The organism is Streptomyces tubercidicus, assembly GCF_027497495.1.
GTDB classification, from domain to species: domain Bacteria; phylum Actinomycetota; class Actinomycetes; order Streptomycetales; family Streptomycetaceae; genus Streptomyces; species Streptomyces tubercidicus.
On the sequence record NZ_CP114205.1, the window covers coordinates 3,747,829 to 3,773,815 of the forward strand.

The window sequence follows — 25,987 nt, forward strand, 5'->3', positions numbered from 1 at the left end:
ACCACTGCGGCGGAGGCGTCCACGGAGTCGGACGCGGCCGCGGCGAAGTCCGCTCCGACGGCGGCGGGGCCGACCGGGAGGTGGGCGCGTGTGCGGTCCCGTATGCGGCTCCCGCGCCTCGACGGGCTCCGTGGCCGGCTGATCATCACCGTCGTCGTGGTCGCCCTGATCAGCGCGGTCACCGCCACCGCGCTGGCGTACCGGGAATCGCGCGACGCCGTCCTCAAGCGGGCCCAGAATGCCGCCGTCGAAGACTTCCGCAACCGCGTCCAGCAACAGGCCACGGAGCTCGACGTCCCCACCGACCCCCGCGCCATGGCCCGGCTCGCCACCGACGTCGCGTCCGGCATGCGTGCCTCACTGGTCGTCGTCCAGTACCGCGACTTCACCGCCTCCTCCGACCCGGCCGCGGACCGGACCCGGATCACTCCCGAGCTGCGGGTGGCCGTGCGGACCCAGAGCCGGGTCTCCCTCCAGCGGGTCGAGCAGGGCGGGAAGCCCTGGCTGGTCCTCGGCGCCCCGGTCGGCATGGACGCCACGGGCGGTCGCGGCGGCTCCGGACAGCGGTCCGGGGTCGAGATATACGCGGTGGTCTCCCTGGCCGAGGAGGAACACGACACCGCTGAACTGGTACGCAGTGTGCAGCGCGGCCTGCTGCCCGTGGTGCTGCTTGCCGCCGTCCTGGCGCTGCTCGCGGCGCGTACGGTGCTGCGGCCGGTCCGCAAGCTGGCGCGGGCCACCCGCAGGCTGGCCACCGGCGAGCTGACCATCCGGGTCGAGGAGAAGGGCCGCGACGAACTGGCGGAACTCGCCCACACCTTCAACGAAACGGCCAGCGCGCTGGAGAACAGCGTCGGCGAGCTGCGCGAACAGGAGGCGCTGGCCCGCCGTTTCGTCGCCGATGTCTCCCATGAGCTGCGTACGCCACTCGCCGCCATGACCATCGTCTCCAGCGTCCTGGAGGAGGACGCCGACCAGCTCACCCCCGACACCGCCCACGCGGCCCGTACGGTCAGCGCGGAAACCGCCAAGCTGACCCGGCTCGTCGACGACCTCATCGAGATATCCCGCTTCGACGCCCGCGCCGTGGCGCTGACGGTGCACTCGGTGGACATGGCCGAGGCGGTGCGCGGCACGCTCGCGGCACGCGGCTGGACCGACCGGGTCGAAGCCGATCTCCCGCCGGGCATACGGGCCCGGCTCGACCGCCGCCGGCTCGATGTGATCGTCGCCAACCTCGTGGGCAACGCCCTGCGGCACGGTGCGCCGCCGGTGACCGTCACCGTACGGGCGGTGGGCGACCGGCTCAGCGTCTCGGTCGCCGATCACGGTCCGGGGCTGGCCCCCGAGGTCGCCCGGCATGTCTTCGACCGCTTCTACAAGGCCGACAGCGCCCGCAGCCGCTCGGAGGGCAGTGGCCTGGGCATGGCCATCGCCCTGGAGAACGCCCGTCTGCACGGCGGCACCATCGAACTCGCGCCCCCGGCGCCGGGCGTCGGCGCCGTCTTCACCCTTCGCCTCCCGCTCCGTACGGAATCCGCCTCATGACGCGTCCCCGCGCCGCCCTCACCTGCTGTGTGCTCGCCCTCGTCGCCGTGGGCTGCGGCATCCGTCCCACGGGTGTCACGGACGGCGGCACCGCGCCCTCCGGGATCTCGAAGGGCATGCGGATCTACTTCGCCTCCGACAGCGGGCTGCGCGGGGTGGCCCGGCCCGGCACGAAGATCCATGATCTCCTCGGCGCCTACAAGCTGTTGCTCGCCGGGCCGACCGAGGAAGAACGGGCCGACGGGCTGGCCAACCTCCTCACCGACGCAGGGCCGATGAGCGTCACCTCCCACCACGGCGATGTCACCATCGATGCCCCGCGCTACGTTGCCGACCCGCAGAACCAGAGCACCGGCCAGCTGGTCTGCACCTTCGCCCGTGCCGAAGTCCTTCTCCACGGCACCCGCCCGGACAAGGTGCAGGTGACCATCGTCGGCGAGCAGGGGATGCGCGCCGGGCCGTATCAGTGCCAGCAGTTCCTTACGCGCTGAGCCCTGGGAGCGGACCGGACCGCTCCCGGACCGAACCGGACGGCACCGGACCGTGTCCGACGGGCCACCGCCCCCGGAAGGGATCATTCAGCGCATGGTGCTTGCCGAATCGCTGTCCCTGGCCATGCTGCTCGTGGTGCTGGTGTGTGCCGTCGTCCGGCCGTTCCGGCTGACGGAGGCGGTCTTCGCGGTGCCGGCCGCCCTTGTGGTGATCCTGGCCGGGGCGATCACGCCGGCCCATGTCCGCGACGAGGCGGCGCGGCTGGGACCGGTGATCGGCTTCCTCGCCGCGGTGCTGGTGCTCGCCAAGCTCTGCGACGACGAGGGGCTCTTCCACGCCTGCGGCACCTGGATGGCGCGCTGGTCGGCGGGCCGGCCCGGCCGCCTGCTGGGTGCGGTCTTCGCCCTCGCCTCGGCCATCACGGCCGTTCTGAGCCTGGACGCGACCGTGGTCCTGCTGACCCCCGTGGTGTTCGCCACCGCCGCCCACATGGGCGCCCGCCCCACCCCGCATGTTTATGCCTGCAGTCATCTGTCCAATACGGCGTCGACGCTGCTGCCCGTCTCCAACCTGACGAATCTGCTGGCCTTCAGCGCCAGCGGGCTGAGCTTCGCCCGTTTCGGCGCGCTGATGGCGCTGCCGTGGCTGGTCGCCATCGCTGGGGGCACCTCCCGCGCCCTTAAGGCGTGGGGGAGAGTACCTCGTCTTCCGCCGCTTCTTCGGCGCCGCGCTGCGGGACGTCACGCCCGGTCCGCACCCCGCCGAACCGCCCGAACTCCCGCTGTTCGCGCTGCTGACGGTGGCCGGCACGCTCGCCGGCTTCCTGCTGACCTCGGCCCTGGGCATCGACCCGGCCTGGGCCGCGGCGGCCGGTGCGCTCGTCATGGCGGTGCGCGCGCTCGCCCGGCGCCACACCACCCCGGCCGCCATCGTCCGGGCCGCCGCGCTGCCGTTCCTCGCCTTCGTCCTGGCCCTGGGCATCGTCGTCCGCGCCGTCGTCGACAACGGGCTCGCCGATGCGCTCGGGCATCTGCTGCCCGACGGCACCGCGCTCCCCGCGCTGCTCGGCAGCGCCGCGCTGGCCGCCGTCCTCGCCAACGTGATCAACAACCTGCCGGCCGTGCTGGTGCTGGTGCCGCTGGCCGCACCGAGCGGCCCCGGAGCCGTGCTCGCCGTGCTCCTCGGCGTGAACATCGGCCCCAACCTCACCTATGCCGGCTCGCTGGCCACGCTGCTGTGGCGGCGCATCGTCCACCACCACGAACACGACGTCGACCTGCGGCAATTCACCACGCTCGGCCTGCTCACGGTGCCCGCGTCACTGGCCCTGGCGACGGTGGCGCTATGGCTCTCGCTGCACCTGATCGGCACCTGACCAGCCGCCTGCCCCGGACCGCCCCGCCCGCCTCACGCCCGCTTCGTACGCATCAGGAACAGCCCCACCGCCGACCCGAGCACCACCACCCCGCTGCCGACGCTGAACAGCACCTGCCGCACACCGTCGAAGGCGAAGCTGGTGGAGACATTGAAGAGGACGGCGACCACGAGCACGCACCAGAGCAGGGCTTTCATGGGGAATCCTCCTTCCGAAGGGGTCACGCACATCGACGAGTTGATGCGCGCCTCGCTGCCATCGAGACTGCCCGCTCCGGACCGCCGGTTCGAGGGAGCGTCCTCCCGGATGCGGGGTGGAGTGCGCTACACCCCCGGCCGGGGAGCGCACCCGCCCGCGCCCCATGCGCCGTTCGCTTAGCCTGAGCCCATGGGGGAGACCATGCGGCGGGCGGGGCGGGCCACCGCCCAGCTGATGATCGGGGGCGGGCTGGCGCTGCTGTCGTATCTGTTCCTGGGGGTGCTGCTGTTCACCGCCGTGGCGACGGTCATCGTGGTCGGCGCGGGTGTGCTGCCGGAGACGGTGCTGATGCTGCGCAGGATGGCCGGGTTCAAGCGGCGGCGGGTGGCGCTCTGGACGGGTACGCCGGTGCCCGAGGCGTATCTGCCGCTCACCGGGGAGCTGTTCGTACGGGTGCGGACCGCGCTCGCGGACCCGGGCACCTACCGGGATCTGCGCTGGCTCGCCGTCCACTTCGGCTACGGCTGGCTGCTGGCGTATCTCGCGCTGCCGCTGTGGGCCGTCGGGCTGCTCGTCGACGGGGTGTGGTGCGGGCTGCTGCGGCACCGGGCCGTCGTCCTGCCGCTGATCGGCCGCCTCGCCGACCTCGATGCGCGCTGGTCGCGGGCGCTGCTGCGGCCGTCCCCGGACAGCGGGCACGGGGCCCGGCTCGCCGAACGGGTCGAGGAGCTGACCGTCACCCGGGCCGGTGCCGTCGCCGCGCACGGTGCCGAACTGCGGCGGATCGAACGGGATCTGCACGACGGCACCCAGGCCCGGCTGGTGGCGCTCTCGATGCGGGTGGGGCTGGCCCGGCGGGCGTACGACAAGGCCCCGGAGGCAGCACGCAAGCTCCTCGATGACGCACAGCAGCAGGCCGAGGAGGCGCTCACCGAGCTGCGCCAGGTCGTCCGCGGCATCCATCCGCCGATCCTCACCGACCGGGGCCTGGTGGGGGCGGTGCGGGCGCTCGCGGCGAGCAGCGGCCTGGAGGTGGCGGTGTGCGCGGACGGGCTGACGGAGGGCCCGCGCGCACCGGCGGCGGTCGAGGCGGCCGCGTACTTCGTCGTCGCGGAGGCCCTGACCAACGCCGCCCGGCACAGCGGGGCGGACCGGGCCCGGGTGGAACTCGCCCGTGGGACGGGCCGGTTGACGCTGTCGGTACGGGATGAGGGCCGCGGCGGTGCGGAGGCCGGCTCCCCCGGGGCGTCGGGCGGCACCGGTCTGCTCGGCATCCGGCGCCGGGTCGCGGCGCTCGACGGAACCGTGCAGGTGACCAGCCCCGCCGGGGGCCCGACCGTAATCGATGTGGAGCTGCCGTGCGCGTGGTGATCGCCGAGGACAATGCCCTGCTCAGGGAGGGGCTGGTGCTGCTGCTGACCTCCTCCGGGCACGAGGTGGCCGCGGTGGCGGCCAGTGGGCCCGAGGTGCTGCCCGCACTCCTCGAACACCGCCCGGACGTCGCCGTGCTGGACGTCCGGATGCCGCCCGGCTTCCGCGACGAGGGTCTGCGGGCGGCGCTGGCGGCCCGGCGGGAGATCCCCGGTCTGCCGGTGCTGGTGCTGTCGCAGTACGTGGAGGAGACCTACGCCGCGGAGTTGCTGAGCGGCGGCGCGAGCGGCGTCGGCTATCTGCTGAAGGACCGGGTGGGGCGGGTCGACGCCTTCCTGGACGCCCTGGAACGCGTCGCGGCGGGCGGCACCGCGCTGGACCCGGAGGTGGTCACCGAACTGCTGACCCGGCGCCGCGACGATCCGCTCGACACGCTGACGCCGCGCGAACGCGAGGTGCTGCATCTGATGGCGGAGGGCCGGGACAACGCCACCATCGCCCAGCTGCTGGTGGTGTCGGACCGGGCGGTCAGCAAACACATCGGCAACGTCTTCGCGAAGCTGGGCCTGCCGGCCGGGGACAGCGGGCATCGGCGGGTGCTGGCGGTGCTGGCGTATCTGAACGGGGGGTAGGGGGCGGGGAGTTGGGAGTTGGGCGATGGCCGGGTGGCCGGTGGCCGGGGACGGTGGCCGGTGGGCGGTCCGGGGAGGGGCGCCGCCGCTGACCGGCGAGGGGCCTCGGACAGGCTGGGGGGGGACGGCGTTTCACGTGAAACGAGCCACCGCCGGGCCAGGTGGCTCATCCGCCCCCGGCGTGTGGCTCATACGTCCCCGGCCCGTGGCTCACCCGTCCCCAGCCCGTGGGCTCACCCGCCCACCGCCCCGCGCCCCGGATACCGGCCCCGCAGCGCCGCCCGCGCGGGCAGCAGCGTCCCCGCGCCCGCCGTCACGGCCACCACGGCGACGATCAGCGCGGCCGGTGCCACCGGCAGATACGGCACCGTACGGGCCACCCCCAGGCTGAACGCCAGCAGCGGCACCGAGGCGACCGCGGCTCCCACGGCCAGCCCGGTCAGCGCCGTGGCCGCCGCCTCCAGCCGGAGCATCCGCCGCAGTTGGCCGCGCCCCGCCCCCGCCAGACGCAGCAACCGCAGCTCGGGGCGTCGGCCGAACCCGATCAGCGACAGGGTGCTGAGCACCGCGATCACCGTGAAGCCCCCGATCGCCGACACCGCCGCCACCGTGACCACTTCGGCGAGCGCCTGGTCCTCCGCCGCGACCCGTACCGGTGCGGGTGAGGTCTCCACCCGCACGCCCGGCACGGCCGCCGCCAGCGCCGCCGCCGTCGTCGCCCGGTCACCGCCGGGCGCGACCGTGACCAGTACCCGTTCGCGGTCCGGCAGCGCGCCGTGCCGCAGCAGCTCGTCGCGGGAGAAGAGGAAGTCCCCCAAGGCCAGCGACCGTTCGTAGGTCGCGACGACCCGGAGCCGGGCCGGGGTCCCGTCGCCGAAGCGCAGCGTCACCGTCCCGCCGGGCCGCACGCCGAGTGAGCGGGCCCGGTCCGCACCGACCGCGACCGTCCCGGGCCGCAGCTCCCGTACGCTCCCCTCCCGCACCTCCGGGTCGAGCGTCCGCGTCAGCCGCTGCGGGGTGACGCCGAGCACCGGCAGCCGGTCGAGCCGGGGCTCACCGGTCTCGCGCCGGGCCAGCACCACCGTGCCGCGCACCACGCCCGTCGCCGCCCGCACCCCCGGCACCTCGCGGATCCGCTCCGCCGCACCCTCCGGCAGCCCGCCGTCCGCCCGCGCCACGAGGCCGGCCCGCAGCGCCTCGCGGGCCTGTGCCGCCCCCGCGTGGGTGAGGGTCGCCCCCGCCGAGAGCTGGACGCCGACGAACGCGGTGACCAGGACGACGGGCGTCAGGGCGGCCCCGGAACGGCGCGCCGCCACCCGGGAGTTGGCGGCGGCGAGATGCCCGGCCGGACCGCAGTACCGCCGCAGTGGCGCCCCCAGCACCCGCATCGCACCGTCCGCGATCCACGGCCCGAGCAGCGCACAGGCGCCCACCATCGTCACCGCCGCCGCCCCGGCGGCGTTCCCGGCGGCCGCCCCGCTCTGCAGGGCCGCGGTCCCGGCCGAACTGACGCCCACGAGCAGCAGCACCAGCCCGGTGACCTTGCGCGGCGTGCCGGGAGCCGACTCGCGCAGCGCCTCCGCCGGCCGCAGCTTCGCGGCCCCGGCCCCGGCGAGCACCGCCGCGAAACGCGCCACCAGAACGGTCACTCCGGCGGTGACCAGCGGCGCGGCCCACAGCCAGGGCGGGAGGGGGAGTTCCAGACCGGCCGGCAGCGCACCGCGCGCGTCCAGCACCCCGCGCAGCGCGAGGTACGCGGGGAGCGCGCCCACGGCCCCCGCCGACGCCGCACCGGCCGCGACCCGCCCCACCTCCTTCCCCACCGCCCGGCGCAGCTGCCCCGGCGTCGCCCCGACCGCGCGCAACAGCCCCAGCTCACCGGCGCGTTGCCGCAGCGCCTGCACCACCGTCGACGACACCACGAGCAGGGCAATCAGCACGACCGTGGCGGCCACCGAGGCGAGCAGCTCCAGGAGGCCCGCGCGGGCCGGTCCGGCATCGAGGAACTCGGCGCCGCCGCGCCCGTTCCCGGTCAGTACGCGCAGCCCGGCCGCGTCCCCGTCCGCCCGCGGTCCGACGCTCCGTGCCCCCGCCGCGTCCAGCGCCGCCCGCACCCGGGCGGACAGCTCCTCCGTCGCCACTCCGGGCCGGGCGAGCACTCCGATCGCGTCCACGGAGCCCGGATGCCCGGCCAGGCGGTGGGCCTCGCCGTCCGTGAAGTAGACGGCGGTAGGCGGCCCCCCGGCGACGCCGACGACGGTGTACGCCGTGTCCACACCTCCCACCCGCAGCACCGTGCGCCCCCCGACCCGGGCCCCGCCGCCCACCACGACCTCCTGCGCACGCCGCGGCGCGCGGCCGTCCCGTAGCGCCCAGGGCGCCAGCCGCGCGGCGGACCAGGGCCGGCCGACGGCGGCCCGCCCGTCCCGCCCGGCCGGGAACACCTCGTCGGCGACGGCCGCCCGCACCCCCGGCACCCTGCGCACCACACCGAGGGCGGCCGCCGGTACCCGCACCCGCTCGGTCAGCCCGGCCTCCGCGGTCCGGGGCTCGCTGCCCCACGGCGTGGCGGTGAAGCGGGTGTTCTGGTCCCCGGCCACGACAAGCGCCGCCGCCGCGTACCGCGCCACCCGCGGATGCCCCAGCCCGGCCGAGGCGAGGGCCAGGGCGAGGGCGCCGAGCAGCAGGGAGGTGAACGCGAGCGCGGCGAAGACGGCGGCCCAGGCCCTGCGGTGCGTACGGGCGGCGCGGGAGGCCAGGAGCGCGGTCACCTTCATGCCGCCCTTCCCCCGTCCCGGCCCCGCCGCTGGTGGCCCCCGTCGCACTCCACGCCCTCCACCCGCCCCAAGCTCCGCATGATGCGGCCCACTTGGGCCGCATCGGGCCTCGTCTCCCTCCCGACGACCCGCCCCCCGGCGAGGAAGAGCGCCTCGTCCGTCCAGGCCGCGGCGACCGGATCATGGGTGACCATGACGACGGTGTGGCCGTCCCGGTCGACGGCCCGGCGCAGCAGTGCGAGCACATCGCGCGCGGCGGCGGGATCGAGGGATCCCGTGGGTTCATCGGCGAAGACGATGTCCGGCCCGGTGACCAGCGCGCGGGCGACCGCGACTCGCTGGCACTGCCCGCCGGACAGCTCGGACGGCGCGGCGTCGCCCCGCTCCCCCAGCCCGACGTCCGCGAGCCCCTGCCGGACCCGCTCCGTCCCCTCCGTCCCGGCCGTGCCCCCGAGCAGCAGCGGCAGCGCGACGTTCTCCGCGACGCTCAGCGAGGGCACCAGAGCGTGGGCCTGGAACACGAACCCGACGCGCTCGCGCCGCAGCCGGGTCAGCGCGGCCTCGCTGAGCGAAGACACCTCCGTGCCGCCGATACGCACCGTCCCCGCCGTCGGCCGGTCGAGCCCGGCGGCGCACTGCAGCAGCGTCGACTTCCCCGAGCCGGACGGCCCCATGACCGCGAGGAACCGCCCCCGGGGCACCGCGAGATCGACCGGATGCAGGGCGACCACCCCGCGCCGGTACTCCCGTCCGACGCCCTCCAGGGTGAGCGCGTCGGACACCGGGCCCTGTGCGGTGACCGGGCCCGCCCGCTCCCCGGTAGCTCTCCCCGTACCGCGCCGCCGCCGGAACATACGCACGCCCTCTCAGTGGGTCGGATGGATCACCGGTCCACGGAAGACGCTAGAAACGGCGGGCCGCCCGGAGGAGAGAGCACGGTCCCGTCTTCCTGGTGGAGCGCACTCCACCAGGGGCACGGGGGCGAACGGACGCGGCGGGCGAGGGGCGACGAGCGGTGGGCGGCGAGCGGTGGGCGGCGAGCGGTGGGAGACGGGCGACGGCGGGGAGGTCAGGCATCGCTTCCGTCAGTGCGGGCATTCCCGGCGGTGTGGGCGGGCTGGCAGCTGGGGCACCACACCGTGCCGCGGCCCGCCAAACGTTTCCGGGACAGGGCCGTGCCGCAGCGCGGGCAGGCCGCCGCGGGGGCGTCGCGGCGCCCCGTGAGCCAGGAACTGCGCGGCGGTACGCGGCCCGCGCGTACCGCGGAACGCAGGGTGCGGCGCAGCGCGGTGTGCAGCCGGTTCTGCTCGTCGTCGGAGAGTGCGTCGGCCCGCCGGGCGGGGTGCAGCCGGGCGCGCCACAGGATCTCGTCGACGAGGAGATTGCCGAGACCGCCAGTGCCGACTGGTCCATGAGGAGCGACTTGAGGGTGCCGCGCCGACCGGCGAGCACCGCCGCGAACGCCGTGCGGGTCAGCTCCGCCGCATCCGGCCCCTGCTCGCGCAGCATCCGGTCCAGCCCGGCCTCGTCGACCAGCCACAGACCCTGGAGTTTGCGCTGGTCCCGGTAGCGGAGCTGCTGTCCACCGTCCACCGTGAACACCACCCGGTCATGGGCGTGGACCGGGTCGGAGGCGTTGGCGCACACCAGCTCCCCGGTCATCCCGAAGTGCAGCAGCACGGTGGGGCCGTCGGTGCGCGCGAGCAGCCACTTGCCGCGCCGCTCCGGCTCGGCGAACCGGCGGCCCGTCAGCTCCCGGCGCAGCCGCCCGGCGCTCACCCCGTGCAGGACGCCCGCGTCGTACACCTCGGTCCGCTGGATCCGTCTCCCCTGCGCACAGGAGGCCAGAATCGCGCGGAACGCCTCGACATCGGGCAGCTCGGGCATGACGTCAACCGCCGCTCTCCGGGGGCGTGTTACCGGATTCGACGGGCGTCGTACCGGGCGCGAGGGCGCGCAGGCCCTGGAGGAGCAGCCCCAGCCCGAACTCGAACTGGGCGGTGAAATCCGTGCTGGTCAGCACCGGCAACGCGGCGGCGAGATGCGGGTATTGCCCCGGCGTCACCGCGGCGCGCAGCCGCTCCGGGTCGACCGGACCGGGCTCCGCACCCTGGCGGGCGGCCTGCTCCTCCAGGGTGTGGCCGAGGGTGAAGTGGGTGACCGTGAAGGCGGCCCGGCCCGCGTCCTCGGCGGCGAAGCCCGCCTCCCGCAGCACGCCGATGAGGGCGTCGGCGAAGCCGAGGGTGTGCCCGCCGACGGCATGCGTACCGGCGTAGACGCGGGCGCCGTCGCGGCGGGCGAGGAGCGCCGTACGCATCCGGCGGGCGAGTTCGGCCAGGCGCTCGCTCCAGTCCGGCGACCGGAGCGGCCGGTCGAGACAGTCGGCCAGCAGCACCTCGGCCATCGCGGTCAGCAGCTCGTGCTTGGTGGCGAAGTAGCGGTAGAGGGCACCGGCCCGTACGTCCATGGCCTCGGCCAGCCGCCGCATGGTGAGCCCATCGAGCCCGACGTCGTCCAGCAGCGCCAGCGCCACCTCGACGGTACGCACCTGGTCGAGCTTCGGCGGCCGGCCCCGGCCGGTGGTGGCGGCGGACCGGGGGCCGGGAGGACTCGGAGGACCGGGACGGCTCGGAGGGCTGGGGGTTGACGCGGCGCTCATGGCTCTCATTATAGTGAACAGCGTTCACGTGAACATCGTTCACTAAATAGCAGGCAGGACAGAGACGCGGGGAGACAGCTGATGAAGAGCGCTTTCACGACCGAGGCCGCTATGGATTCCGACGTGGATACCGATGTGGATTCCGGCATGGATTCCGACGTGGATACCGATGTGGATTCCGGCATGGATACCGACGTGGATGCCGGCGTGGATGCCGGCGTGGATGCCGAGGTCGATGTGATCGTCGTCGGCGCGGGCCCCACCGGGCTGATGCTCGGGACCGAGCTGGCGCTGGGCGGCGTACGGGTGCAGATCCTTGAGCGGCGGACCGAGGCACAGCGGAACTCACGGGCGCTGACCCTGCATCCGCGCAGCGTCGAGCTGATGGACCAACGCGGGCTGGTGGAACGGTTCCTGGCGCGCGGACGCCCCGTACCGGGCTGGCACTACGCCAGGCTGGACACCTGGCTGGACTTCAGCGCGCTGGACACCCGGCACGGCTACACCCTGCTCCACGACCAGGCCCGCACCGAGCACCTGCTGACGGAGCGCGCCCGCGAGCTCGGCGTACCGGTCCGGCGCGGATACGAGGTGGTCGGGCTGCGCCAGGACACCGGCGGCGACGGCGGGGAAGACCGCGGCGGCGGGCGGGATGGCCGGGCCGCGGCGGGCGATGTGGAGGTGGACGTCCGCGGGCCCGGCGGCGGCCTGCGGACCGTACGCGCACGGTATGTGGTCGGCTGCGACGGCGGCCGGAGCGCGGTACGGCGGGCCGCCGGCATCGCGTTCCCCGGCACCGACGAGACCCTGACCGGCGCACTGGGGGACTTCGCGGTCGTCGACCCGGCGGCCCTCGACCGTGCGCGCGCCCATGGGGTGCTGATCGCGCCGGTGGAGGCGACGGAGGGCCCGGCGGAGGGCCCTGCGGACGGCCCGGCGGACGGACCAGCGGAGGGCCCTGCGGACGGCCCTGCGGACGGAAGGGCTGACGGCCCGGCGGAGGGCCCTGCGGTCGGAAGGGCTGACGGCCCGGCGGGCGCCCCCGCGCATGCCCGGACAGACGACCTGGCGGGGGGCCTGACCGACGGCCGCTCGGGCGGCCTCACCCGGATCGTCCTCATCGACCCGCGGCGGATGCGCACACCGGCCGCCGAGCCGCTGACGCTGGAGGAGTTCCGGACCTCCCTGACGGAGATCTGCGGAACCGACTGCGGGGTGGCGCAGCCCCGTTGGCTGTCGCGGTTCGGCAACGCCACCCGCCTCGCCGCCAGTTACCGCGCCGGACGCGTCCTGCTGGCCGGTGACGCCGCCCATATCCACTTCCCGGCGGCCGGGCAGGGCCTCAACACCGGCCTCCAGGACGCGATGAACCTGGGCTGGAAGCTCGCCGCCGAGATCAACGGCTGGGCACCGCCCGGACTGCTGGACAGCTACCACACCGAGCGCCATCCGGTCGGCCGGGCGGTCACCGAGAACACCGAGGTCCAGACGCTGCTGATGGAGCTGACCCTGCTCCCCCCGTATCAGCGCCCGGCCGCCGCGCTGCGCACACTGATGACGGAACTCCTGGGCATCGAGGAGGTCAACCGCCTCCTGGCCGACCGGATTTCCGCGATCGACACGGCCTATCCGCCCACCACGGCCGAGGCCGACACCGAGACCGAGACCGAGACCGACACCGGCCCCACCCCCGTCCCCGACCACGACCCGCTGACGGGCCGCCGGATGCCCGATATCGCCCTGACCGCCGCCGGTTCGGAAGCCGTCCGCGTCTACGAACTCCTCCCGCCCGGCAGGTTCGTCCTGCTGGACCTCGCGGGCGACGAGCGGCTGCGGCAGACCGTCACCGAGGGCTGGGGCTCCCGGGTGACCGCCCACACCGTCACCCACCACGAGCAACGCACCGACCTCGACGGGGTACGGGAGATCCTCATCCGCCCCGACGGCCATATCGCCTGGGCCACCCGCACACCGGCACTGCCGGACCGCCGCATCGAGCGCCACCACGCCCTGACCGCCTGGGCCGGCGCGCCCGCACGGGGGTGACCGAGGGGAGCGGCGACCTCAGGCCGTCCGCTCCTCCCCCAGCACCCTGCCCACGAACGCGGCCAGTTGGGCCCTCATCCGCTCCCGGGTCACACCGTCCTCTCCGGCGAGATGCTCCACCAGATCGGCCCGGGTAGCAGCCAGCAACACATGCGCCGCAAAGTCCCCATCCGGCGCCGCCCCGGCCTTCCCGGCCCCGGCCTCCCCTGCGCCCTCGCCGTCGCCCGCGCCCTCACCGTCGCCCTCGTCCTCGTCCTCGTCCTCGCCCTCGCCCGCGCCCGCGCCCGCGCCCGCGCCCGCGCCCCACAGACGCTCCAGCATGTCGCGCAGAATGCCGTGCCACCACGCGTAATGCTCCGCCTGATACGGGCTGCCGCTGCCGGCCTCCTCCAGGGCGAGCGACAGATGGCGGTGGTCCAGCTTGAAGCACAGGAGCGCGTCGAGCAGCGCCGGTACGCGTACGCGCGGTGCGGCGGCGGGACCGAGCGGGGCCGGGCCCTCCGCCACGGCCTGCCGCAGCGGCTCGATCCGTGCCTCGTAGACCGCCCGGATCAGCCCCGTGCGATCGCCGAAGCGGCGGAAGAGCGTGCCCTTGCCGACCCCTGCCGCCGCCGCGATCTCGTCCATCGACACCCCGCGGGGGCTCGCACTACGGGCAACCACGTGCACGCGCAGGCCGTCCGCACCCACGGCACCCTCACCAGCGCGACCGGCACCGGCCGGGTCGGCTTCATCGACGCGGAGGACATCGCCGCCGTCGCCGCCCACGCCCTCGCCGACTCCCCGCTCCCCGGCCACGACCTGGTGCTCACCGGCCCCGAGGCCCTCACCTACGACGACATCGCCACCACCCTCACCGAACTCACCGGCCGCCCCGTCCGCCACCACCCCGTCACCCGCGACCAACTCCGCGACCATCTCGCCACCGCCATGCCCACCGAGTTCGCCACCCTGCTGGCCAACCTGGACCACGACCTCGCCCACGGCGCCGGCTCCCACCTCACCGACACCGTGGAACGCGTCACCGGCCACCCACCCCTCAACTTCCGCACGCACGCGGAACGTTGGTACCGCGACAACCGGCCGCGACGGGGGGCGTGAGCACCTGTTCCCGCCGCGCTCCGGCCCGCCCCTCACCGCCACCCTCCTCACCCCGGCTGTAACGCCGCGGCGAACTGCGGAAGAGCGACCAGCAGCAACGCCGTTCCCATCTCGATCCAGCGGTATTTGGAGCGGATGATCTCGCTGGTCCTCCGGACGGAGGCCAGCAGCGGTCCGGTGGGATCGTGCGCGAGACGTGCGAAGGCGTGGCTCAGGACGTCGCCGTCCTCCCCCCGCCCGATGTGCTCGAAGTAGCCGGGGGCGGCCACACCGCGCTCTCTTCCCCTGCGCCGCCGCGGTGCGATGGCGGAGACGAAGCAGACGATGGCCAGCAGCGCGGTGACGACCGCGCCCCACCACAGGACATCCGCCTTCCAGGAAGCGGCCGCCTGACCGGACGCGGAGCCGCGCGTCACCGTGATGAAGGCGCCGAGCACCGCCCCCATGAAGCCCAGCAACACCGCCGCCTTGGTGTCCGCCCGCGCGATCTCCACACCGTTGGCGGCCAGGAAGCGCTCCATCGCCGCCAGCCTCTCCGGGTGCGGCGCCTCCGGAGAGGCGCCGGCTCCGCGGCGGTCTCGCAGGGTCCGGTGCAGCCGCCGGTGGGCGTACGGAGACGGGCGCCGCCGGGCCATGGCGGCCCCGGGCCGGGAACCCCGCTGAGCCACCGGGCGCGCCGGAGCCCACTGGACGGCCGGGCGCCTCACACCGACCACTCCTTCGCCGTCCCGCGCGGCCAGCCGTTCGCCGCCGGGCGCCCGGGACCCTTGCCCCCCGGTGACTCCTGCGGCGCGGGCTGCGCGGGCACCGGGCGCCCCAGCCGCAGGAGGCGGTCACGCAGCAGTTCGGAGAGTTCCTGTTGCTCCTCATCCGTCAACTTGCCGAGGAGACCGGCTACTTGGTCCTGCCAGTTGGTCTCCTCCTTGAGCAGACTCCGGTGGTTCACCGCCCAGTCCAGCACCTGGCTGACCTGGTCGGGGTGCCGGTGCAGCCAGAGCGCGGCAAGCGCCACCGGCCCGTTGCGCACGGCGTCGGTGCAGAAGGCGTACTCCTCGCGGCGAGGGGTGGTCCAGGAGTACGGCAGGCCGATCCCGCCCGGCTGTCCCAGCCGCAGCTCGCCTTCCGATTCCTGTCCGCAGATATCCGTCACGCGATAGGTGAGGCCGAAGCCGGCCAGCTCCTGCGGCACGGCCAGCTCCTGCATGATCTCAGGGGCGCCGATGCTCTGCCCGTCGGCCGCGTAGGCGTCCTCCAGGTGCCGCAGCCGCCGGTCGAGGTCCTTGCGCACCGCGTCCCAGCCGTACGAGGTCCGCGAGCGCACCACCTCCACCGGGTCGTGCACCCACCACAGCACCCGGACGTCCACCGACTCCGTTCCGTACGCGGTGGGCAGCCCGACGCTCCGGGTCCCGGACTGCTCATGGAGCTGGACATGGAAGGCGCTGTCATAGCCCCCCAGCAGCTTGGGCGCGGACGACGCCAGCGCGGCCACCTCCGGCGCGCCAATCTCCCCGTGCGGCGCCCCGTAGCGGTTACGGGACCCCAGCACCCGGTAGGCACCGCTGTGGTCCCTCAGCACCAGGGCCCGGTCCAGTCGGCCGGACCAGCGGTGCCGGAGGATCTCCCGCCACGGGGCGTGCGCGGCAAGGGTGTAGACGGGCTGGCTGGTGTCGGTGGTCATGACGTACTCCCGTTCAGGTGCGTGCTGCCGTTCGCCGGGTGCCGGGGCGGCTCACCGTGCCGCCAGGTGTTCAGTGCGTCGCGCACGATGGACAGTCCGGCGAGGTCGGGGTCATCGGCCCGGTCGATGGTGACGAAGAGGCGGAACACCCCGTGTCGGACGTCCGCGGCGAGCGCGGTGAGCAGGGTCTCCACGGCCGTCCGCGGCAGGTCACCCCAGGTGGCCATCCGGCACCACCAGAGCACCGCGTTGCAGGTCGCCGCGAACAGCTCCTCGTCGTTGAGTGTCCGGTGGACGAGGTCAATGATCTGCGGCGCGTATTCGCCGTCGTCGACCAGCTGTTCCTGACACCACGAGGTGTTCTGGAGCAGCCGGGGAAACGTCCGGAGCGCGACATCGCCCAACGTGCCCTCGCGGTCCGCCCATTCGGCCAGATGCCGGAAGACCGTGGCCTGGCTGCCGGAGGCGAACAGATCACGCAGGGCGTCGCGGACCGCCCGGTCCACGGTGCGCTCATGCTCGTCACTCAGGCCGCGGGGCACATTCCGCAACAGCCGCATGGCCAGCTCGGGGCGGGCGGCGCCGAAGTCCGCGCCGCAGGTGTAGGCGACGGTGGAGCGCACCTGCCAGCTCTGCTGCGCGCTCCACAGGCTGAGGCGGTATTTGACCTCGCGGGCCAGGACGGGATCCTCGGCCGCCATGCCCAGCGCGTACGCGGCGATGGTGCGGCTGGTCCTGCGGTTCGACTCGGCGAGGGTGCGGATGTGCTGGAGGGCCCGGCGGCCCCCGCCCCAGCCGGCCGCCCGGCCCATCACCCGGCCCACCGGTTCGGTCAGCTCCTGCTCGTTCCTGAGGTCCGCCATCCACTCGGTCAGCAGACCGGAGAGGTGTCCGTACTCCCGCCAGACGTGCCGCAGCACGGCCTCCGCCTGCCGGTGGCGGGTGAAGCGCACGGCCTCCACGGCATAGGTGTAGCCGGGGTTCGAGTGGATCTCGCTGGCGGAACGCTCTGCCCGTACGCTCCGCAGGAGTTCGTCCAGCGACCGCCGGAAGACGAACTGCGGATTGGGCCGCGGCGTCCGCTCCCGTTCGCGCCGCCCGTCCTCGCCGGAGTCGTCGGCGCCCTCCGGCAGTACGGAGCTGAGCCGGCCGTCCGCCAGCGCGAGGAGCCGCTCCGCCTCCTCCCGAACGATCCGGTGGTCCAGGCCCTCGAACACGCAGGTCGCGAGGAGGAAGGCGAGTCCGTCGGCGTCGTCCCGCAGCTGCGCGAGCAGATCCGGCACCTCGCCCTCCGCGAGGAAGCTCAGCCGTTTCTGGAGGTCGGCGAGGTCCGGTCCGCCGTCCTCCGCCGCGGCCACCGCGGCGACCAGCTCGGCCACCTGGGCCGGCACCAGCTCCGGGGCGAGCAACTCGTCCAGCAGACCGGGCTCCAGGGCTGCCAGCCGCCGGGCGCGCTCCGACGGGTCCGGCACCGCGTGCTTGAAGCGGGCGTCGAACACCGCCCGCGCGGGCGGTGGCGCACACCGGACGGGAGTGACATGCAGGTCGCGCGACAGCCGCCGGACCAGCTCCGGGGCGTCCGGCAGCACCACCACCATGCGGGCATCGGCGGTGCTCAGCAGGCTCTGGAGATGGCGGACCATCCCCGGCTTCAGGGGGTAGTCGGGCAGCAGCCCGTCCACCAGATAGCCGCGGGTGTCGCGGTGACCGGGGCGCCAGGAGGCCAGATTCATATCGCCGTCAACGGCCCGCAGGCTCATGCTGCCGCCGCTGTGCCGGCTCAGCAGATTGAGCGCCGCGGTGCGGCGGCCGGTGCCGGGCTCGCCGGTGAGGAACAGCAGCCGGCTGTCGAGTTCGGCCAGCGCCTCGGGGAACCAGTCGGGCTCCGCGAACCCCGCCTGCGCGTCCAGGATCTCGATCGCGGAGATGGGCCCCTCGTGCGCCTCGACCCGCCGACCGCCGGTTCCGGTTCCGGTGGCAGCGCCGCCGTTCTCCACTCGCTGCCCGCCGTGCACGGAACCGTTGTTGATGTTGGCGCCGGGGGCGAAGATCACCGAGTGCGGCTGACCGCCGAACGGCCGACCGGCAAACGGCGGACCGGCGAACTCCCCGCCGTGGAGCGCGAACTCCGCCGCCGCCGCATCGAACTCCGCTGCCGTTTCGTCGAAGTCCCCGTCGTCCGGGTCCGCGAAGCCGATGTCGCCCTCGGGCGGCTCCCCGCCCGCTGCCGGTGCTTCCGGCTCCTCGCGCGTCGTTCCGTCCGTCCCCCGCGGGAGAGCCGGACGCGCGTCCTCGGCGCTCATCGGCGGTCCTCGCGCTTGTCGCCGTGAACCGTGTCGCCCTGATTCCCGTGGACCGTGCCGGCCTTGTTACCGCCGACGTAGTCACCGCCGAAGCGGTCACCGCGCACGTAGTCGCCGCCCACGGAGCCGATGGAGTCGCCGCCGGTGTAGTCGCCACCGACGCCGCCGGACTCGACATTCCGGACGCTCTGGCCGCCGTACACGGTCCCGTTGTTGACATTCCCCTTGTCGGCCCGGATCCGCACCTGCGGGGCGGCGGCCCGGCGCCCGGCGCCCCGGGACTCCGCACCGCGCTCGCCGCGCCCCGACTCGTGATCCTCGATCACCCGGTCCCCGAGGATGCGGCGGTCGTAGAGATTGCCCGACGGGGCGGGGACATACAGCCAGGCCGCCTGCTCGAACTGCTTGCCCTCGACGGTCGCCGGCACCTGGAAAAAGTGGTCGGGGTGCCGCCCGGTGTAGCCGCTCACCACCGCGTCCTGATAGCAGCGGTCGGAGAGGATGGCGGCAACATGGGTGATATTGGCGCTGGAGGCCGCCAGCATCGCCTTGACCGGACGGGAGTCGAGCAGCCGGTGGGTGTCGTTGCGCGGGGTGCCGTTGCCGTCGTACTCCTCGCCCGCGTCGGGCAGCGGCCCGATGTGCAGACTCACCCTGAGCCGGATGCGCACCGCCCCGGTGGAGTGCACATGGAACTCGGTCAGGACCTCCTGCAGGGTGCTCAGCCAGGGGTGGATGACGAACGGCATCTTCGCCGGGTCGAAGCCGAAGACATACCCGTCGCCCGTGGAACCGGGGAACCTGCGCTCCGCCCAGACCTCCGCGATCCCGGCGCGCTCGAACGAGGTCTGGAGGAGCTGGGGGATGGCGCGGCTGATCTCCCCGTGCTCGATCGCCGGATATCCGGTGAAGTCCTTGGCGTCGACCGCCACGATCCCCCGGTACGGCGGCAGCGGCCGGCTGCGGGAATAGGGCTGCGCACTGGCTTCGGGCAGGTCGGGGCGGCGGGACGGTGACATCGGAACTCCTTGGCTTTCCCGGGCGGTCTTCACCTGGTCCATGGACACCTGACGGACCGTCCATGGACCTGGGGCCGAACCCTCGTTCAGCTCCACGCCCCGAGTCTCGCGAGCGGTGGCTTCCCGGTGTGCACCCGCGGTGCACTGACGGCGTGACGCGCACCACACCGCGCCGGAATCACTCCCCGGGAGCGGCGGCCACCCGGCGCAGGGCGGTCAGATCCCCGATGACGATGCGCTTCCGTCCGGCCTGCACCTCGCAGGACTCCAGCCCGGCGAGCGTCGCCGTGATCGTGTTACGGGACACCCCCAGGTACTGGGCCAGCTCATGGCGGGTGAGGGCCAGTTCCAGCGGTTCGCCGGGACGGCTGGCCGGGTGCCCGGAGATATCGGCCAGGCCCACGAGGGTGGCCGCCAGCCGGGTCAGGGTGCTGCCACCGCCGCCGCGGGCTTCGTCCGACTCCCGCATCCTGGTGAAGGCGTACCGCATCAGCACCGGAAACAGGTCGTGCGCCACGACGAACCGCAGGAACTCCGCCTTGCCGATGACCCCCACGGTGCACGACGAGATCGTCTCGACGCTCGCCGACCGCACGTCGTCGTCCAACACCGCTACCTCGCCGAGCAGTTCCCCGGGTCCACGGAACGCCAGCAGCGTGAGGTCCCCGCTCCGCTCGCGCCGGAGCACCTTGGCCACCCCGCTCAGCACGGCCAGCACATGCGTCCCGGGCTCCCCCTGACGGAGCATCATGCTCCCGGCGGGGTGCCGCCGCTCGAAGACCTGGCCCAGCAGGTCCCGCCAGGCCGCATCCCCCACGAAGTGCCGCAGCGTCCGGCCTGCCGGCACCGCCGCTCCCCCTACCCGATCACCCATGGGGCGACTCTAGGGGCTGCCTGCCCGCCTCTTCCCTCTGCACGGGCAGAAAGCACGGCTCGCTGCGACGGGAGACGGCGCGGGCCCGCGGCGACGGCGCGGCCCGCGGCGCGGAAAGCACCACGGGCCGCGGCCACGAGCCGTCCCGGCCGTGCCCCGCCCTGCCCGCCCCCCTCAACCCCGTCTCAGCCCGCGGCCCCCGGGCGCCCGTGTCGGCCCGGCCGTCCCGGGCTCCCGGCGTTCACCGGGTCCAGCGGGCTCGCTGCATGCGTGGGCCGCTTACGGTTCTGCGGGCTGCCCGTGCTCCGCGCATCACCCGGGTGGTCGGAGTGGTCCAAGTCGTCGGAGGGGTCGGAGGGGCCGGACGGGTCCCGGCGGTTGGAGGTGTCCGCGGCATCGGAACGGTTCGGACGGTCGTTGTCGGCGGAGTCCCGGTCGTTGACAGGGTCCCGGTCGTCGGCGGAGTCCCGGTCGTTGACGGGGTCCCGGTCGTCCGAGCGGTCCGGGTCATCCGAACGGTCCGGGTTGTCCGAGCGGTCGTCATCCGAGGGGCGGTCCTCGTCGGCGCGGCGGTCCTCATCAGCCCGACGGTCCTCGTCAGCGCGACCGTCCTCATCAGCGCGCCGGTCCTCATCGGCCGAGGGGACCGGCTCCCGGGGGCCGTTCGCGCTCAGCTGGAGGCTGCCGAACTTGGCGTTGCGCCAGCCGCGGGCGGGCACGACGACCACCACGGAGCCGGTGCAGTCGCGGCCGGTGTACAGGACGAGGTCGGTGGGCGTGTCGTTGTCCACCTCGCCGTAGCCGTCCCCGACCCCGTAGCAGTGGTCGTCGCCGGGGTCGAGGATCTCGTGCGGACGGTTCTCGGGCCGGGTGTGGAACGTGATGACGCCGGTCACGGCATGCGCGCCGGAGGGAGCGAACGCGACGAGCCCCCCGGTGAGAGCCAGCGCCCCAAGGAAAGCGATCTTGCGTCGCACAGTCGGAACTCCTGTCAGCCATGGCAGCGGGCCGGTCCTGGGACTGGCCCTTACGGAACGTCGCCATGTGGGGTTCCCGACGCCTTCACCGGATATTCCGGTCTTATGCGATATTCACCAGGCAGCAGGACATTTCGGGGTGACGCGGTGCGTGTGGATGGCCCCGCCCGGCTCCGCCCGTACGCCGCCCGTACGCCCCTCCGACGGCCCCGGCCCCGGCTCAGCCCGCCCCGCCCCGCATCACCCACGGACGCTCCCCAGCCACAGCACATCCCTGGCCCGGGTCATGGCGACATAGAGCTGACTGCGAGCCAGTTCCGCGCGCTCATGGGCGGCTTCGCCGGGGGTGCGCCCATCCGGGCACCCCGTAGGCGGCGGGGTGTCGTGCTGCGGCAGATAGACGCGCTTGAATTCCAGGCCCTTGGCACGGCGGTAGCTGCCGAGCTTCACGGCCTCGACCGGGTGCCCGTCGTAGCGGTCCAGGGAGCAGACCGGCAGCCCGGCCCGGGTGAGGAGGCGGTGGTAGTGCTCGATGGCGCGCTTCGCGGGGCAGAGGACGGCGGAACCTGCCAGCTCCTGCGGGGTCAGCCCGCGCAGCGCGGTCAGCAGCGCCTCGTCGTGCGCGGCAGGGGTGGGGTATACGGCGCGCTGCACCTCGCCGTCGTGGTAGGTCAGGTCGATGTCCCGGCGGCCCGGGGTGCGCAGCCCGTCGAGATCCTCGAAGGCGTCCTCGGCCACTACGGAGAGCGCGGTGTCCACGATCTCCTTGCTGTTGCGGTAGTTGGCGCGCAGCACCTGGCCGCGGTCCCCGCGGATGTCGATGCCCGCGTCCGAGAGCCGGAATCCTCCCGGGTAGACGGCCTGTTGGCCGTCGCCGACCAGGAGGAGCCCGTTGGGGGTGTCGCCCACCAGGGCGTGCAGCAGGCGCACCCCGACGAGGGTCAGGTCCTGGACCTCGTCCACGACGACGGCCGTATAGCCGCTGTGGCCGGTACGCCCGGCCGCCTCGGCGAGTGCGAGGGAGAGCACATCGTTGAAGTCGTGCACGGCGCGCTCGGTGCGCTCTGCCTCGTACGCCTCGTACAGGGACCAGACGGCCTGCCGGTGCGGGCGGCGCAGACCGGCGCGTCGGCGGCGGCGCGGGAGGGCGGCGTACTCCTCGAAGGAGGTGATGCCGCGGCCCTTGATGACGTAGTCGATCTCTTCCCGCCAATACGGGTGCTGCGGATCGATCTCGGTCAGACAGCTGTTCCGGCCGAGGTGTTTCCAGGCGAAGCTGAAGGCCGTCTCCGCCTTCTCCTTGTGCAGGTGGACCGGGATGCCGCGGTCGCGCAGATACTCCTGCGCCCAGGAGTGCAGGCTGCGGAAGTCGATCCGGTCGGCCACCGCCGGGGCCATGGTCTTCAGGAAGGTGGCCTGTACGCGGGGCAGGTTATTGGCAAACGTGACGTACAGGACGCGGCCGTTGGTGCGCTGGGCGAGATAGGCGGCGCGGTGCAGGGCGATGACCGTCTTGCCGGTGCCCGCCGGGCCGCTGATCCTGGCCGGACCGGCCCAGTTGCGCCGTACGAGCGCGAGCTGATCGGGGTCCAGGAAGGTCATCCACTGCTCAATGGGCGCCCGGCGCGCCTCGTCGAGAGCGGCTTCCCGCAGCCCGTCGAGGTCGAAGAGCCCGTCCGACCCGGCGTCCGGTGGCCGGGTGGCGGCGTCCTGCGACGTGACGGCGGGCGGCGACGGTGCCGCGGGCGGCGGGGCCTGGTACTCGGGAAAGACCCGCGCCAGATGCTCGGTGAGGGCGCGGACGGACTCCCCGGACAGCCGGGTGCGCTCCGACAGCAGCGCCGGTCCGATCTCCCGCTCGCCCAGCAGCCGCACCCGCCCCAGCTCCGCGTCGACCCGATGCCCCGCGAAGGCCAGCAGCGGCCGCACCGCCACCGGGGACATCCCCAGGGACGCCACCGCGCTCTCCGCGGCCTTGGTGACCGCGAGCAGCTTGCGGCGGTGCTCATCGCGGGAGAAGCCGCCGGCCCGCAGCCGGCCCCCGGATATCTCCGGTGCGGCCCGCCAGTTCTTGACGTCGATGACGAAGACCCCGCCGGGACCGATCAGCAGCATGTCCACATTGGCCGCACGGGTACCGGGCCAGCGCCGGTCCACGAGCAGCCGCCAGCCCCGCTCGGTCAGCATCAGCAACTGGGCGGCGACCCGCTGCTCCCCCTCACTCGCCGCCTCCCAGCGCTCGGCCCGCTGCCGGGCGGCCTGCCACTGCTCCCGTAAAAGGCGCTCCTGCCGACGTGCCTGCTGCGCCCGCCGCGCCGCCGAAGCCCCGGCCGACCTGCCCACCGCACTCCCTGCCGCCATCGTCCGCCCCCTCACCGCTCGCCCCCGTAGGAATGAGCCAAGAACCCTAGGTCCCGGACCGCATGCCACGGAAGTGCGCACGGGAGGGGCACGGGCGCATGACGCGGAGGGTCCGCGGGGAGGCGGCCGACACTATTCGGACTTGGCGAACTCCACGAGCCCGGCGAACCCCTGGCGGGTCAGTGTCAGCCGCGGACCCTTGGGGTCCTTGCTGTCACGGACCAGGAACTTTCCGGTGGCGGACGCGTGCTCAGGTGCCCACTCGATGCACCGACCGCCGGGCCGACCGGAAGAGCCCCGCCGCCGACGTCCCCAACCCGGTCGGCGCGGCCAGTCGGCCCGGTGAACCCGTCGGGTGGCGCAACTCGGAGGAGCGGTAGCGCAGGCAGTCGCGGTGCCAGATGAGGATGCCGGCCATCCAGTGTTCCAACTCGCGGACGTGGTCGTGCAGTGCCTCGCGGGCCTCGGGGGCGAGTTGGAAGTCGTCGCAGACGACGGGGAGTTCATGGGTCGCGACGTGTTGGAACTCGCGCATGCGGGAGGTCATCAGGTCGTGGACGATGTGCAGCGCGGTCGGGTAGTCGCAGCCGAAGAAGGTCTGGACGACCAGGATGCCGTTGTGGACCTCGCCCTCGTATTCGATCTCCTTCTGGTAGGAGAAGACATCGTTCAGCAGGCCCGCGTAGTCGGCGGCGGCGTTCTGCAGTGAGCGCAGGGTGCCGGTGCGGTAGATCTCCGGCGGGACCGTGCGGTCGTGGCCGATGCGGCGCAGGCTCATGGTGAGGTCGGCGCCGAAGGTCGCCCGGCGCATCTCGATGTAGTCGACCGGGTCGGGGATGCGGTGCTGGATCTGGTTGTCGATCTCCCAGAGCCAGCTGGCCGTCATCGTGTCGACGGCGTCCCGGAAGGCCCGGCGCGCCTCGGGGGCCATGGCGGCCGTCGTACGGGGCCACAGGTCGGCCAGCCCGCGTTCGAGGGCGTTGACCGGCTCGGGCGGCGGTGTCGCGGAGTCGAGCGGCATGAAGGCCGACAGCCGCTCGGTGCAGACCGTGGCCGAGGCGCGGTCGCGGGTGCGGCCGAAGACCGCCGGGTAGTAGTCGTCGGCGTAGGTGCCCCAGGCCAGCCAGGCGGAGCTGAGGTCCAGTTGCTCCGGGGTGGCGTCCGGGTGGATGCCGGCCGCGCAGAGCGCCAGATCGTGCCGGATCAGCGCGGGCTCGTCCCAGATGCCGGAGAGCGGCACACCGGGCTGCGGCTGGAGGAGGCCCATCCGGTGCGCCCAGTCGACGAGCCGCTGCCGGGCGCCGTCCAGGTGGGGGCTGAGGCTGGTGGTGAACGGCATGCAGAAGTCGGGGAGTTGGGACGGGCCGACCTGCCGGTACGGGAGGTGGGTGCCGCTGCGGAGGCGCAGCGCACCAGCCGTGGCCAGGGCGGTCTTCAGGTCCGCCGCCGAGGTGCCGAGGCCGCCGAGGGAGAAGGGCGACCAGGGCTGCGCGCTGCCGGCCGCGGCGCCGCCGCCGTTCATGTAGCGGCTGGAGCGCATATGCCATTCGTGGCCGCCGGACTGCCAGTCCTGGAGCCCCTTGGCGTACGCCAGCACCTCGGCGCAGGACGTCGGGTCGAGCCTCTTCTCCAGGAAGAGCGCGGGGAGTTCGGCGACCACCGTGTTCTCGAACTGCTGGAGCCGGGAGGTGATCAGATCGTTGACGGCGTCCGCCGCCTCCTGGGTGGTGCAGTTCAGGAAGTGCTCCAGTACCAGGACGCCATTGCTCAGCTCGCCCTCCTCCTCCGTCTCCCGCTGGTAGGAGAAGAGATCGTTCCGCAGATGCACGCCGTCGGAGAAGGTGTCCCGCAGCACCCGCAGCGGCCGGGAGGCGGCGACGGCCGCGGGCACCTCGGCGCCGGTCGCATACTCCACCAGCCCCGCCGACCAGGGCGCACCACCGACCTTGCGGCGCATCTCGATGTATTCAACGGGGTTGGGCACCCGGTGGATATGGATATTGGACAGTTCCCACAACGACTCATTGAGCAGATGCTCGGTGCTCTCGGCGAACCGCCGCCGCCAGTCCATGGACATCCGCGGCACCGTACGCGCCCACAGGTCGGCGAGCCCGGCCTCGACCGGGTTGACCGGCTCCGGTACGGGCGTGGTCAGATCCATCGGCATAAAGGCGGGCAGCCGGTCCAGGTACTCCTTGCCGCCCTTCCGGTCCAGCGTCCGCTTGAACGTCTCCAGGAAGTGGTCATCGAAGAAGAAGACCCAGACGTACCAGTCGGTCACCAGCGAGAGCGCGTCGGCGTCGCAGTCCGGGTGGGTGTAGGAGCACAACAGGGCGTAATCATGGGCGTCGAGATCCCGCTGCTCCCAGATACCCGAGCCCTCCAGCATGCCCATCTCCCGGGCCCACGTCCTGGAGTGCGTACGGGCGGCCTCCAGGTGGGGGTTCAACCGCGCCGGATGGGGCGTGTAGAAGTGCGGCAATTCAAATGGCTGTGTCACGGTTGCTGGCCTCTCCCCATACGTACGGAAGGAAGGCGCGCTGCACCACGCCTCCCTTGACGGGGCTGCGCTA

General features: G+C 73.6%; 20 protein-coding genes and 2 pseudogenes. 7 read left to right on the forward strand and 15 right to left on the reverse strand.

What is annotated here, in order from left to right; all coding sequences use genetic code 11:
* The first annotated feature begins 102 nt into the window (after positions 1–102).
* The 3 genes and pseudogenes from STRTU_RS16170 (at position 103) to STRTU_RS16180 (ending at position 3,415) form a co-directional block, all read left to right on the forward strand.
* Positions 103–1,548 (forward strand): ATP-binding protein, encoded by a 1,446-nt coding sequence (locus STRTU_RS16170; protein ID WP_371873677.1) that lies wholly within the window; start codon positions 103–105, stop codon positions 1,546–1,548.
* Positions 1,545–2,039 (forward strand): hypothetical protein, encoded by a 495-nt coding sequence (locus STRTU_RS16175; RefSeq protein WP_159744161.1) that lies wholly within the window; start codon positions 1,545–1,547, stop codon positions 2,037–2,039. Before STRTU_RS16170 ends, STRTU_RS16175 begins: the two co-directional genes overlap by 4 nt.
* Before the next feature lie 94 nt (positions 2,040–2,133).
* Positions 2,134–3,415: pseudogene (locus tag STRTU_RS16180) on the forward strand (SLC13 family permease).
* A gap of 32 nt (positions 3,416–3,447) precedes the next feature.
* Here STRTU_RS16180 and STRTU_RS16185 read toward each other — a convergent pair.
* Positions 3,448–3,612, reverse strand: a complete 165-nt coding sequence (locus STRTU_RS16185; protein WP_167539161.1) for a hypothetical protein — start codon at positions 3,610–3,612, stop codon at positions 3,448–3,450.
* A gap of 190 nt (positions 3,613–3,802) precedes the next feature.
* Between STRTU_RS16185 and STRTU_RS16190 the strand changes: the two genes are divergently transcribed.
* Together STRTU_RS16190 and STRTU_RS16195 are read left to right on the forward strand one after the other, a co-directional pair.
* Complete coding sequence (locus STRTU_RS16190; RefSeq protein WP_159744162.1) at positions 3,803–4,984, forward strand: sensor histidine kinase; 1,182 nt, start codon at positions 3,803–3,805, stop codon at positions 4,982–4,984.
* Positions 4,972–5,616 (forward strand): response regulator, encoded by a 645-nt coding sequence (locus STRTU_RS16195; RefSeq protein ID WP_159744163.1) that lies wholly within the window; start codon positions 4,972–4,974, stop codon positions 5,614–5,616. The genes STRTU_RS16190 and STRTU_RS16195 overlap by 13 nt, the downstream gene beginning before the upstream one ends.
* A 233-nt stretch (positions 5,617–5,849) precedes the next feature.
* On the opposite strand, the gene STRTU_RS16200 is transcribed toward STRTU_RS16195, so the two are convergent.
* The 4 genes and pseudogenes from STRTU_RS16200 to STRTU_RS16215 form a co-directional block, all read right to left on the reverse strand.
* Complete coding sequence (locus STRTU_RS16200) at positions 5,850–8,393, reverse strand: FtsX-like permease family protein (RefSeq protein WP_159744164.1); 2,544 nt, start codon at positions 8,391–8,393, stop codon at positions 5,850–5,852.
* A complete protein-coding gene (locus STRTU_RS16205) occupies positions 8,390–9,247 on the reverse strand; it encodes an ABC transporter ATP-binding protein (protein WP_159746997.1) in 858 nt (285 codons plus the stop codon). The genes STRTU_RS16200 and STRTU_RS16205 overlap by 4 nt, the downstream gene beginning before the upstream one ends.
* Before the next feature lie 215 nt (positions 9,248–9,462).
* Positions 9,463–10,280: pseudogene (locus tag STRTU_RS16210) on the reverse strand (Fpg/Nei family DNA glycosylase).
* Between the two features lie 4 nt (positions 10,281–10,284).
* Positions 10,285–11,052: a TetR/AcrR family transcriptional regulator gene (locus tag STRTU_RS16215; RefSeq protein WP_159744165.1), complete on the reverse strand. Its 768-nt coding sequence runs from the start codon at positions 11,050–11,052 to the stop codon at positions 10,285–10,287.
* 183 nt (positions 11,053–11,235) lie between these two features.
* Here STRTU_RS16215 and STRTU_RS16220 point away from each other — a divergent pair, with 183 nt between their 5' ends.
* A complete protein-coding gene (locus STRTU_RS16220) occupies positions 11,236–13,098 on the forward strand; it encodes an FAD-dependent monooxygenase (protein ID WP_159746998.1) in 1,863 nt (620 codons plus the stop codon).
* Between the two features lie 18 nt (positions 13,099–13,116).
* On the opposite strand, the gene STRTU_RS16225 is transcribed toward STRTU_RS16220, so the two are convergent.
* The gene (locus STRTU_RS16225) at positions 13,117–13,788 is read right to left on the reverse strand and encodes a TetR/AcrR family transcriptional regulator (protein ID WP_371873601.1); all 672 of its coding nucleotides are present in this window, start codon (positions 13,786–13,788) and stop codon (positions 13,117–13,119) included.
* Between STRTU_RS16225 and STRTU_RS16230 the strand changes: the two genes are divergently transcribed.
* Entirely contained in the window at positions 13,762–14,199 is a 438-nt protein-coding gene (locus STRTU_RS16230; RefSeq protein ID WP_159744167.1) for a Rossmann-fold NAD(P)-binding domain-containing protein, read from the forward strand. The two genes, STRTU_RS16225 and STRTU_RS16230, sit on opposite strands and share 27 nt — an antisense overlap.
* A 47-nt stretch (positions 14,200–14,246) precedes the next feature.
* Here the strand turns inward: STRTU_RS16230 and STRTU_RS16235 are convergent, their stop codons facing one another.
* From STRTU_RS16235 to STRTU_RS16275, 9 genes are all read right to left on the reverse strand, one after another.
* On the reverse strand, positions 14,247–14,720 hold the full coding sequence (locus STRTU_RS16235; RefSeq protein WP_159744168.1) for a Pycsar system effector family protein: 474 nt from the start codon (positions 14,718–14,720) through the stop codon (positions 14,247–14,249).
* A gap of 182 nt (positions 14,721–14,902) precedes the next feature.
* A complete protein-coding gene (locus tag STRTU_RS16240) occupies positions 14,903–15,880 on the reverse strand; it encodes a hypothetical protein (RefSeq protein WP_174878877.1) in 978 nt (325 codons plus the stop codon).
* Entirely contained in the window at positions 15,877–18,183 is a 2,307-nt protein-coding gene (locus STRTU_RS16245) for a hypothetical protein (RefSeq protein ID WP_246240626.1), read from the reverse strand. The genes STRTU_RS16240 and STRTU_RS16245 overlap by 4 nt, the downstream gene beginning before the upstream one ends.
* Positions 18,180–19,202 carry a hypothetical protein gene (locus STRTU_RS16250; protein ID WP_159744169.1) on the reverse strand — a complete coding sequence of 341 codons (1,023 nt, stop codon included), beginning with the start codon at positions 19,200–19,202 and terminating at the stop codon, positions 18,180–18,182. Before STRTU_RS16250 ends, STRTU_RS16245 begins: the two co-directional genes overlap by 4 nt.
* A gap of 178 nt (positions 19,203–19,380) precedes the next feature.
* Positions 19,381–20,076, reverse strand: coding sequence for a Crp/Fnr family transcriptional regulator (locus STRTU_RS16255; protein ID WP_246240628.1), 696 nt, complete (start codon positions 20,074–20,076; stop codon positions 19,381–19,383).
* A 185-nt stretch (positions 20,077–20,261) separates the two neighbouring features.
* The gene (locus STRTU_RS16260) at positions 20,262–21,053 is read right to left on the reverse strand and encodes a chitin-binding protein (RefSeq protein ID WP_159744170.1); all 792 of its coding nucleotides are present in this window, start codon (positions 21,051–21,053) and stop codon (positions 20,262–20,264) included.
* A 240-nt stretch (positions 21,054–21,293) separates the two neighbouring features.
* A complete protein-coding gene (locus tag STRTU_RS16265) occupies positions 21,294–23,414 on the reverse strand; it encodes a nuclease-related domain-containing DEAD/DEAH box helicase (RefSeq protein ID WP_159744171.1) in 2,121 nt (706 codons plus the stop codon).
* 132 nt (positions 23,415–23,546) lie between these two features.
* The gene (locus STRTU_RS16270) at positions 23,547–23,681 is read right to left on the reverse strand and encodes a DUF397 domain-containing protein (RefSeq protein ID WP_159747001.1); all 135 of its coding nucleotides are present in this window, start codon (positions 23,679–23,681) and stop codon (positions 23,547–23,549) included.
* Positions 23,665–25,914: a terpene synthase family protein gene (locus STRTU_RS16275; protein ID WP_159744172.1), complete on the reverse strand. Its 2,250-nt coding sequence runs from the start codon at positions 25,912–25,914 to the stop codon at positions 23,665–23,667. The genes STRTU_RS16270 and STRTU_RS16275 overlap by 17 nt, the downstream gene beginning before the upstream one ends.
* Between the last annotated feature and the right edge of the window lie 73 nt (positions 25,915–25,987).

Coding starts and splice junctions, on each gene's coding strand:
- STRTU_RS16170 (WP_371873677.1), top strand. CDS start 103: ATGCGGCTCCCGCGCCTCGACGGGCTCCGTGGCCGGCTGATCATCACC.
- STRTU_RS16250 (WP_159744169.1), bottom strand. CDS start 19,202: ATGTCACCGTCCCGCCGCCCCGACCTGCCCGAAGCCAGTGCGCAGCCC.
- STRTU_RS16185 (WP_167539161.1), bottom strand. CDS start 3,612: ATGAAAGCCCTGCTCTGGTGCGTGCTCGTGGTCGCCGTCCTCTTCAAT.
- STRTU_RS16235 (WP_159744168.1), bottom strand. CDS start 14,720: ATGGAGCGCTTCCTGGCCGCCAACGGTGTGGAGATCGCGCGGGCGGAC.
- STRTU_RS16175 (WP_159744161.1), top strand. CDS start 1,545: ATGACGCGTCCCCGCGCCGCCCTCACCTGCTGTGTGCTCGCCCTCGTC.
- STRTU_RS16265 (WP_159744171.1), bottom strand. CDS start 23,414: ATGGCGGCAGGGAGTGCGGTGGGCAGGTCGGCCGGGGCTTCGGCGGCG.
- STRTU_RS16190 (WP_159744162.1), top strand. CDS start 3,803: ATGGGGGAGACCATGCGGCGGGCGGGGCGGGCCACCGCCCAGCTGATG.
- STRTU_RS16255 (WP_246240628.1), bottom strand. CDS start 20,076: ATGGGTGATCGGGTAGGGGGAGCGGCGGTGCCGGCAGGCCGGACGCTG.
- STRTU_RS16220 (WP_159746998.1), top strand. CDS start 11,236: ATGGATACCGACGTGGATGCCGGCGTGGATGCCGGCGTGGATGCCGAG.
- STRTU_RS16215 (WP_159744165.1), bottom strand. CDS start 11,052: ATGAGCGCCGCGTCAACCCCCAGCCCTCCGAGCCGTCCCGGTCCTCCG.
- STRTU_RS16245 (WP_246240626.1), bottom strand. CDS start 18,183: ATGAGCGCCGAGGACGCGCGTCCGGCTCTCCCGCGGGGGACGGACGGA.
- STRTU_RS16240 (WP_174878877.1), bottom strand. CDS start 15,880: ATGACCACCGACACCAGCCAGCCCGTCTACACCCTTGCCGCGCACGCC.
- STRTU_RS16200 (WP_159744164.1), bottom strand. CDS start 8,393: ATGAAGGTGACCGCGCTCCTGGCCTCCCGCGCCGCCCGTACGCACCGC.
- STRTU_RS16205 (WP_159746997.1), bottom strand. CDS start 9,247: ATGTTCCGGCGGCGGCGCGGTACGGGGAGAGCTACCGGGGAGCGGGCG.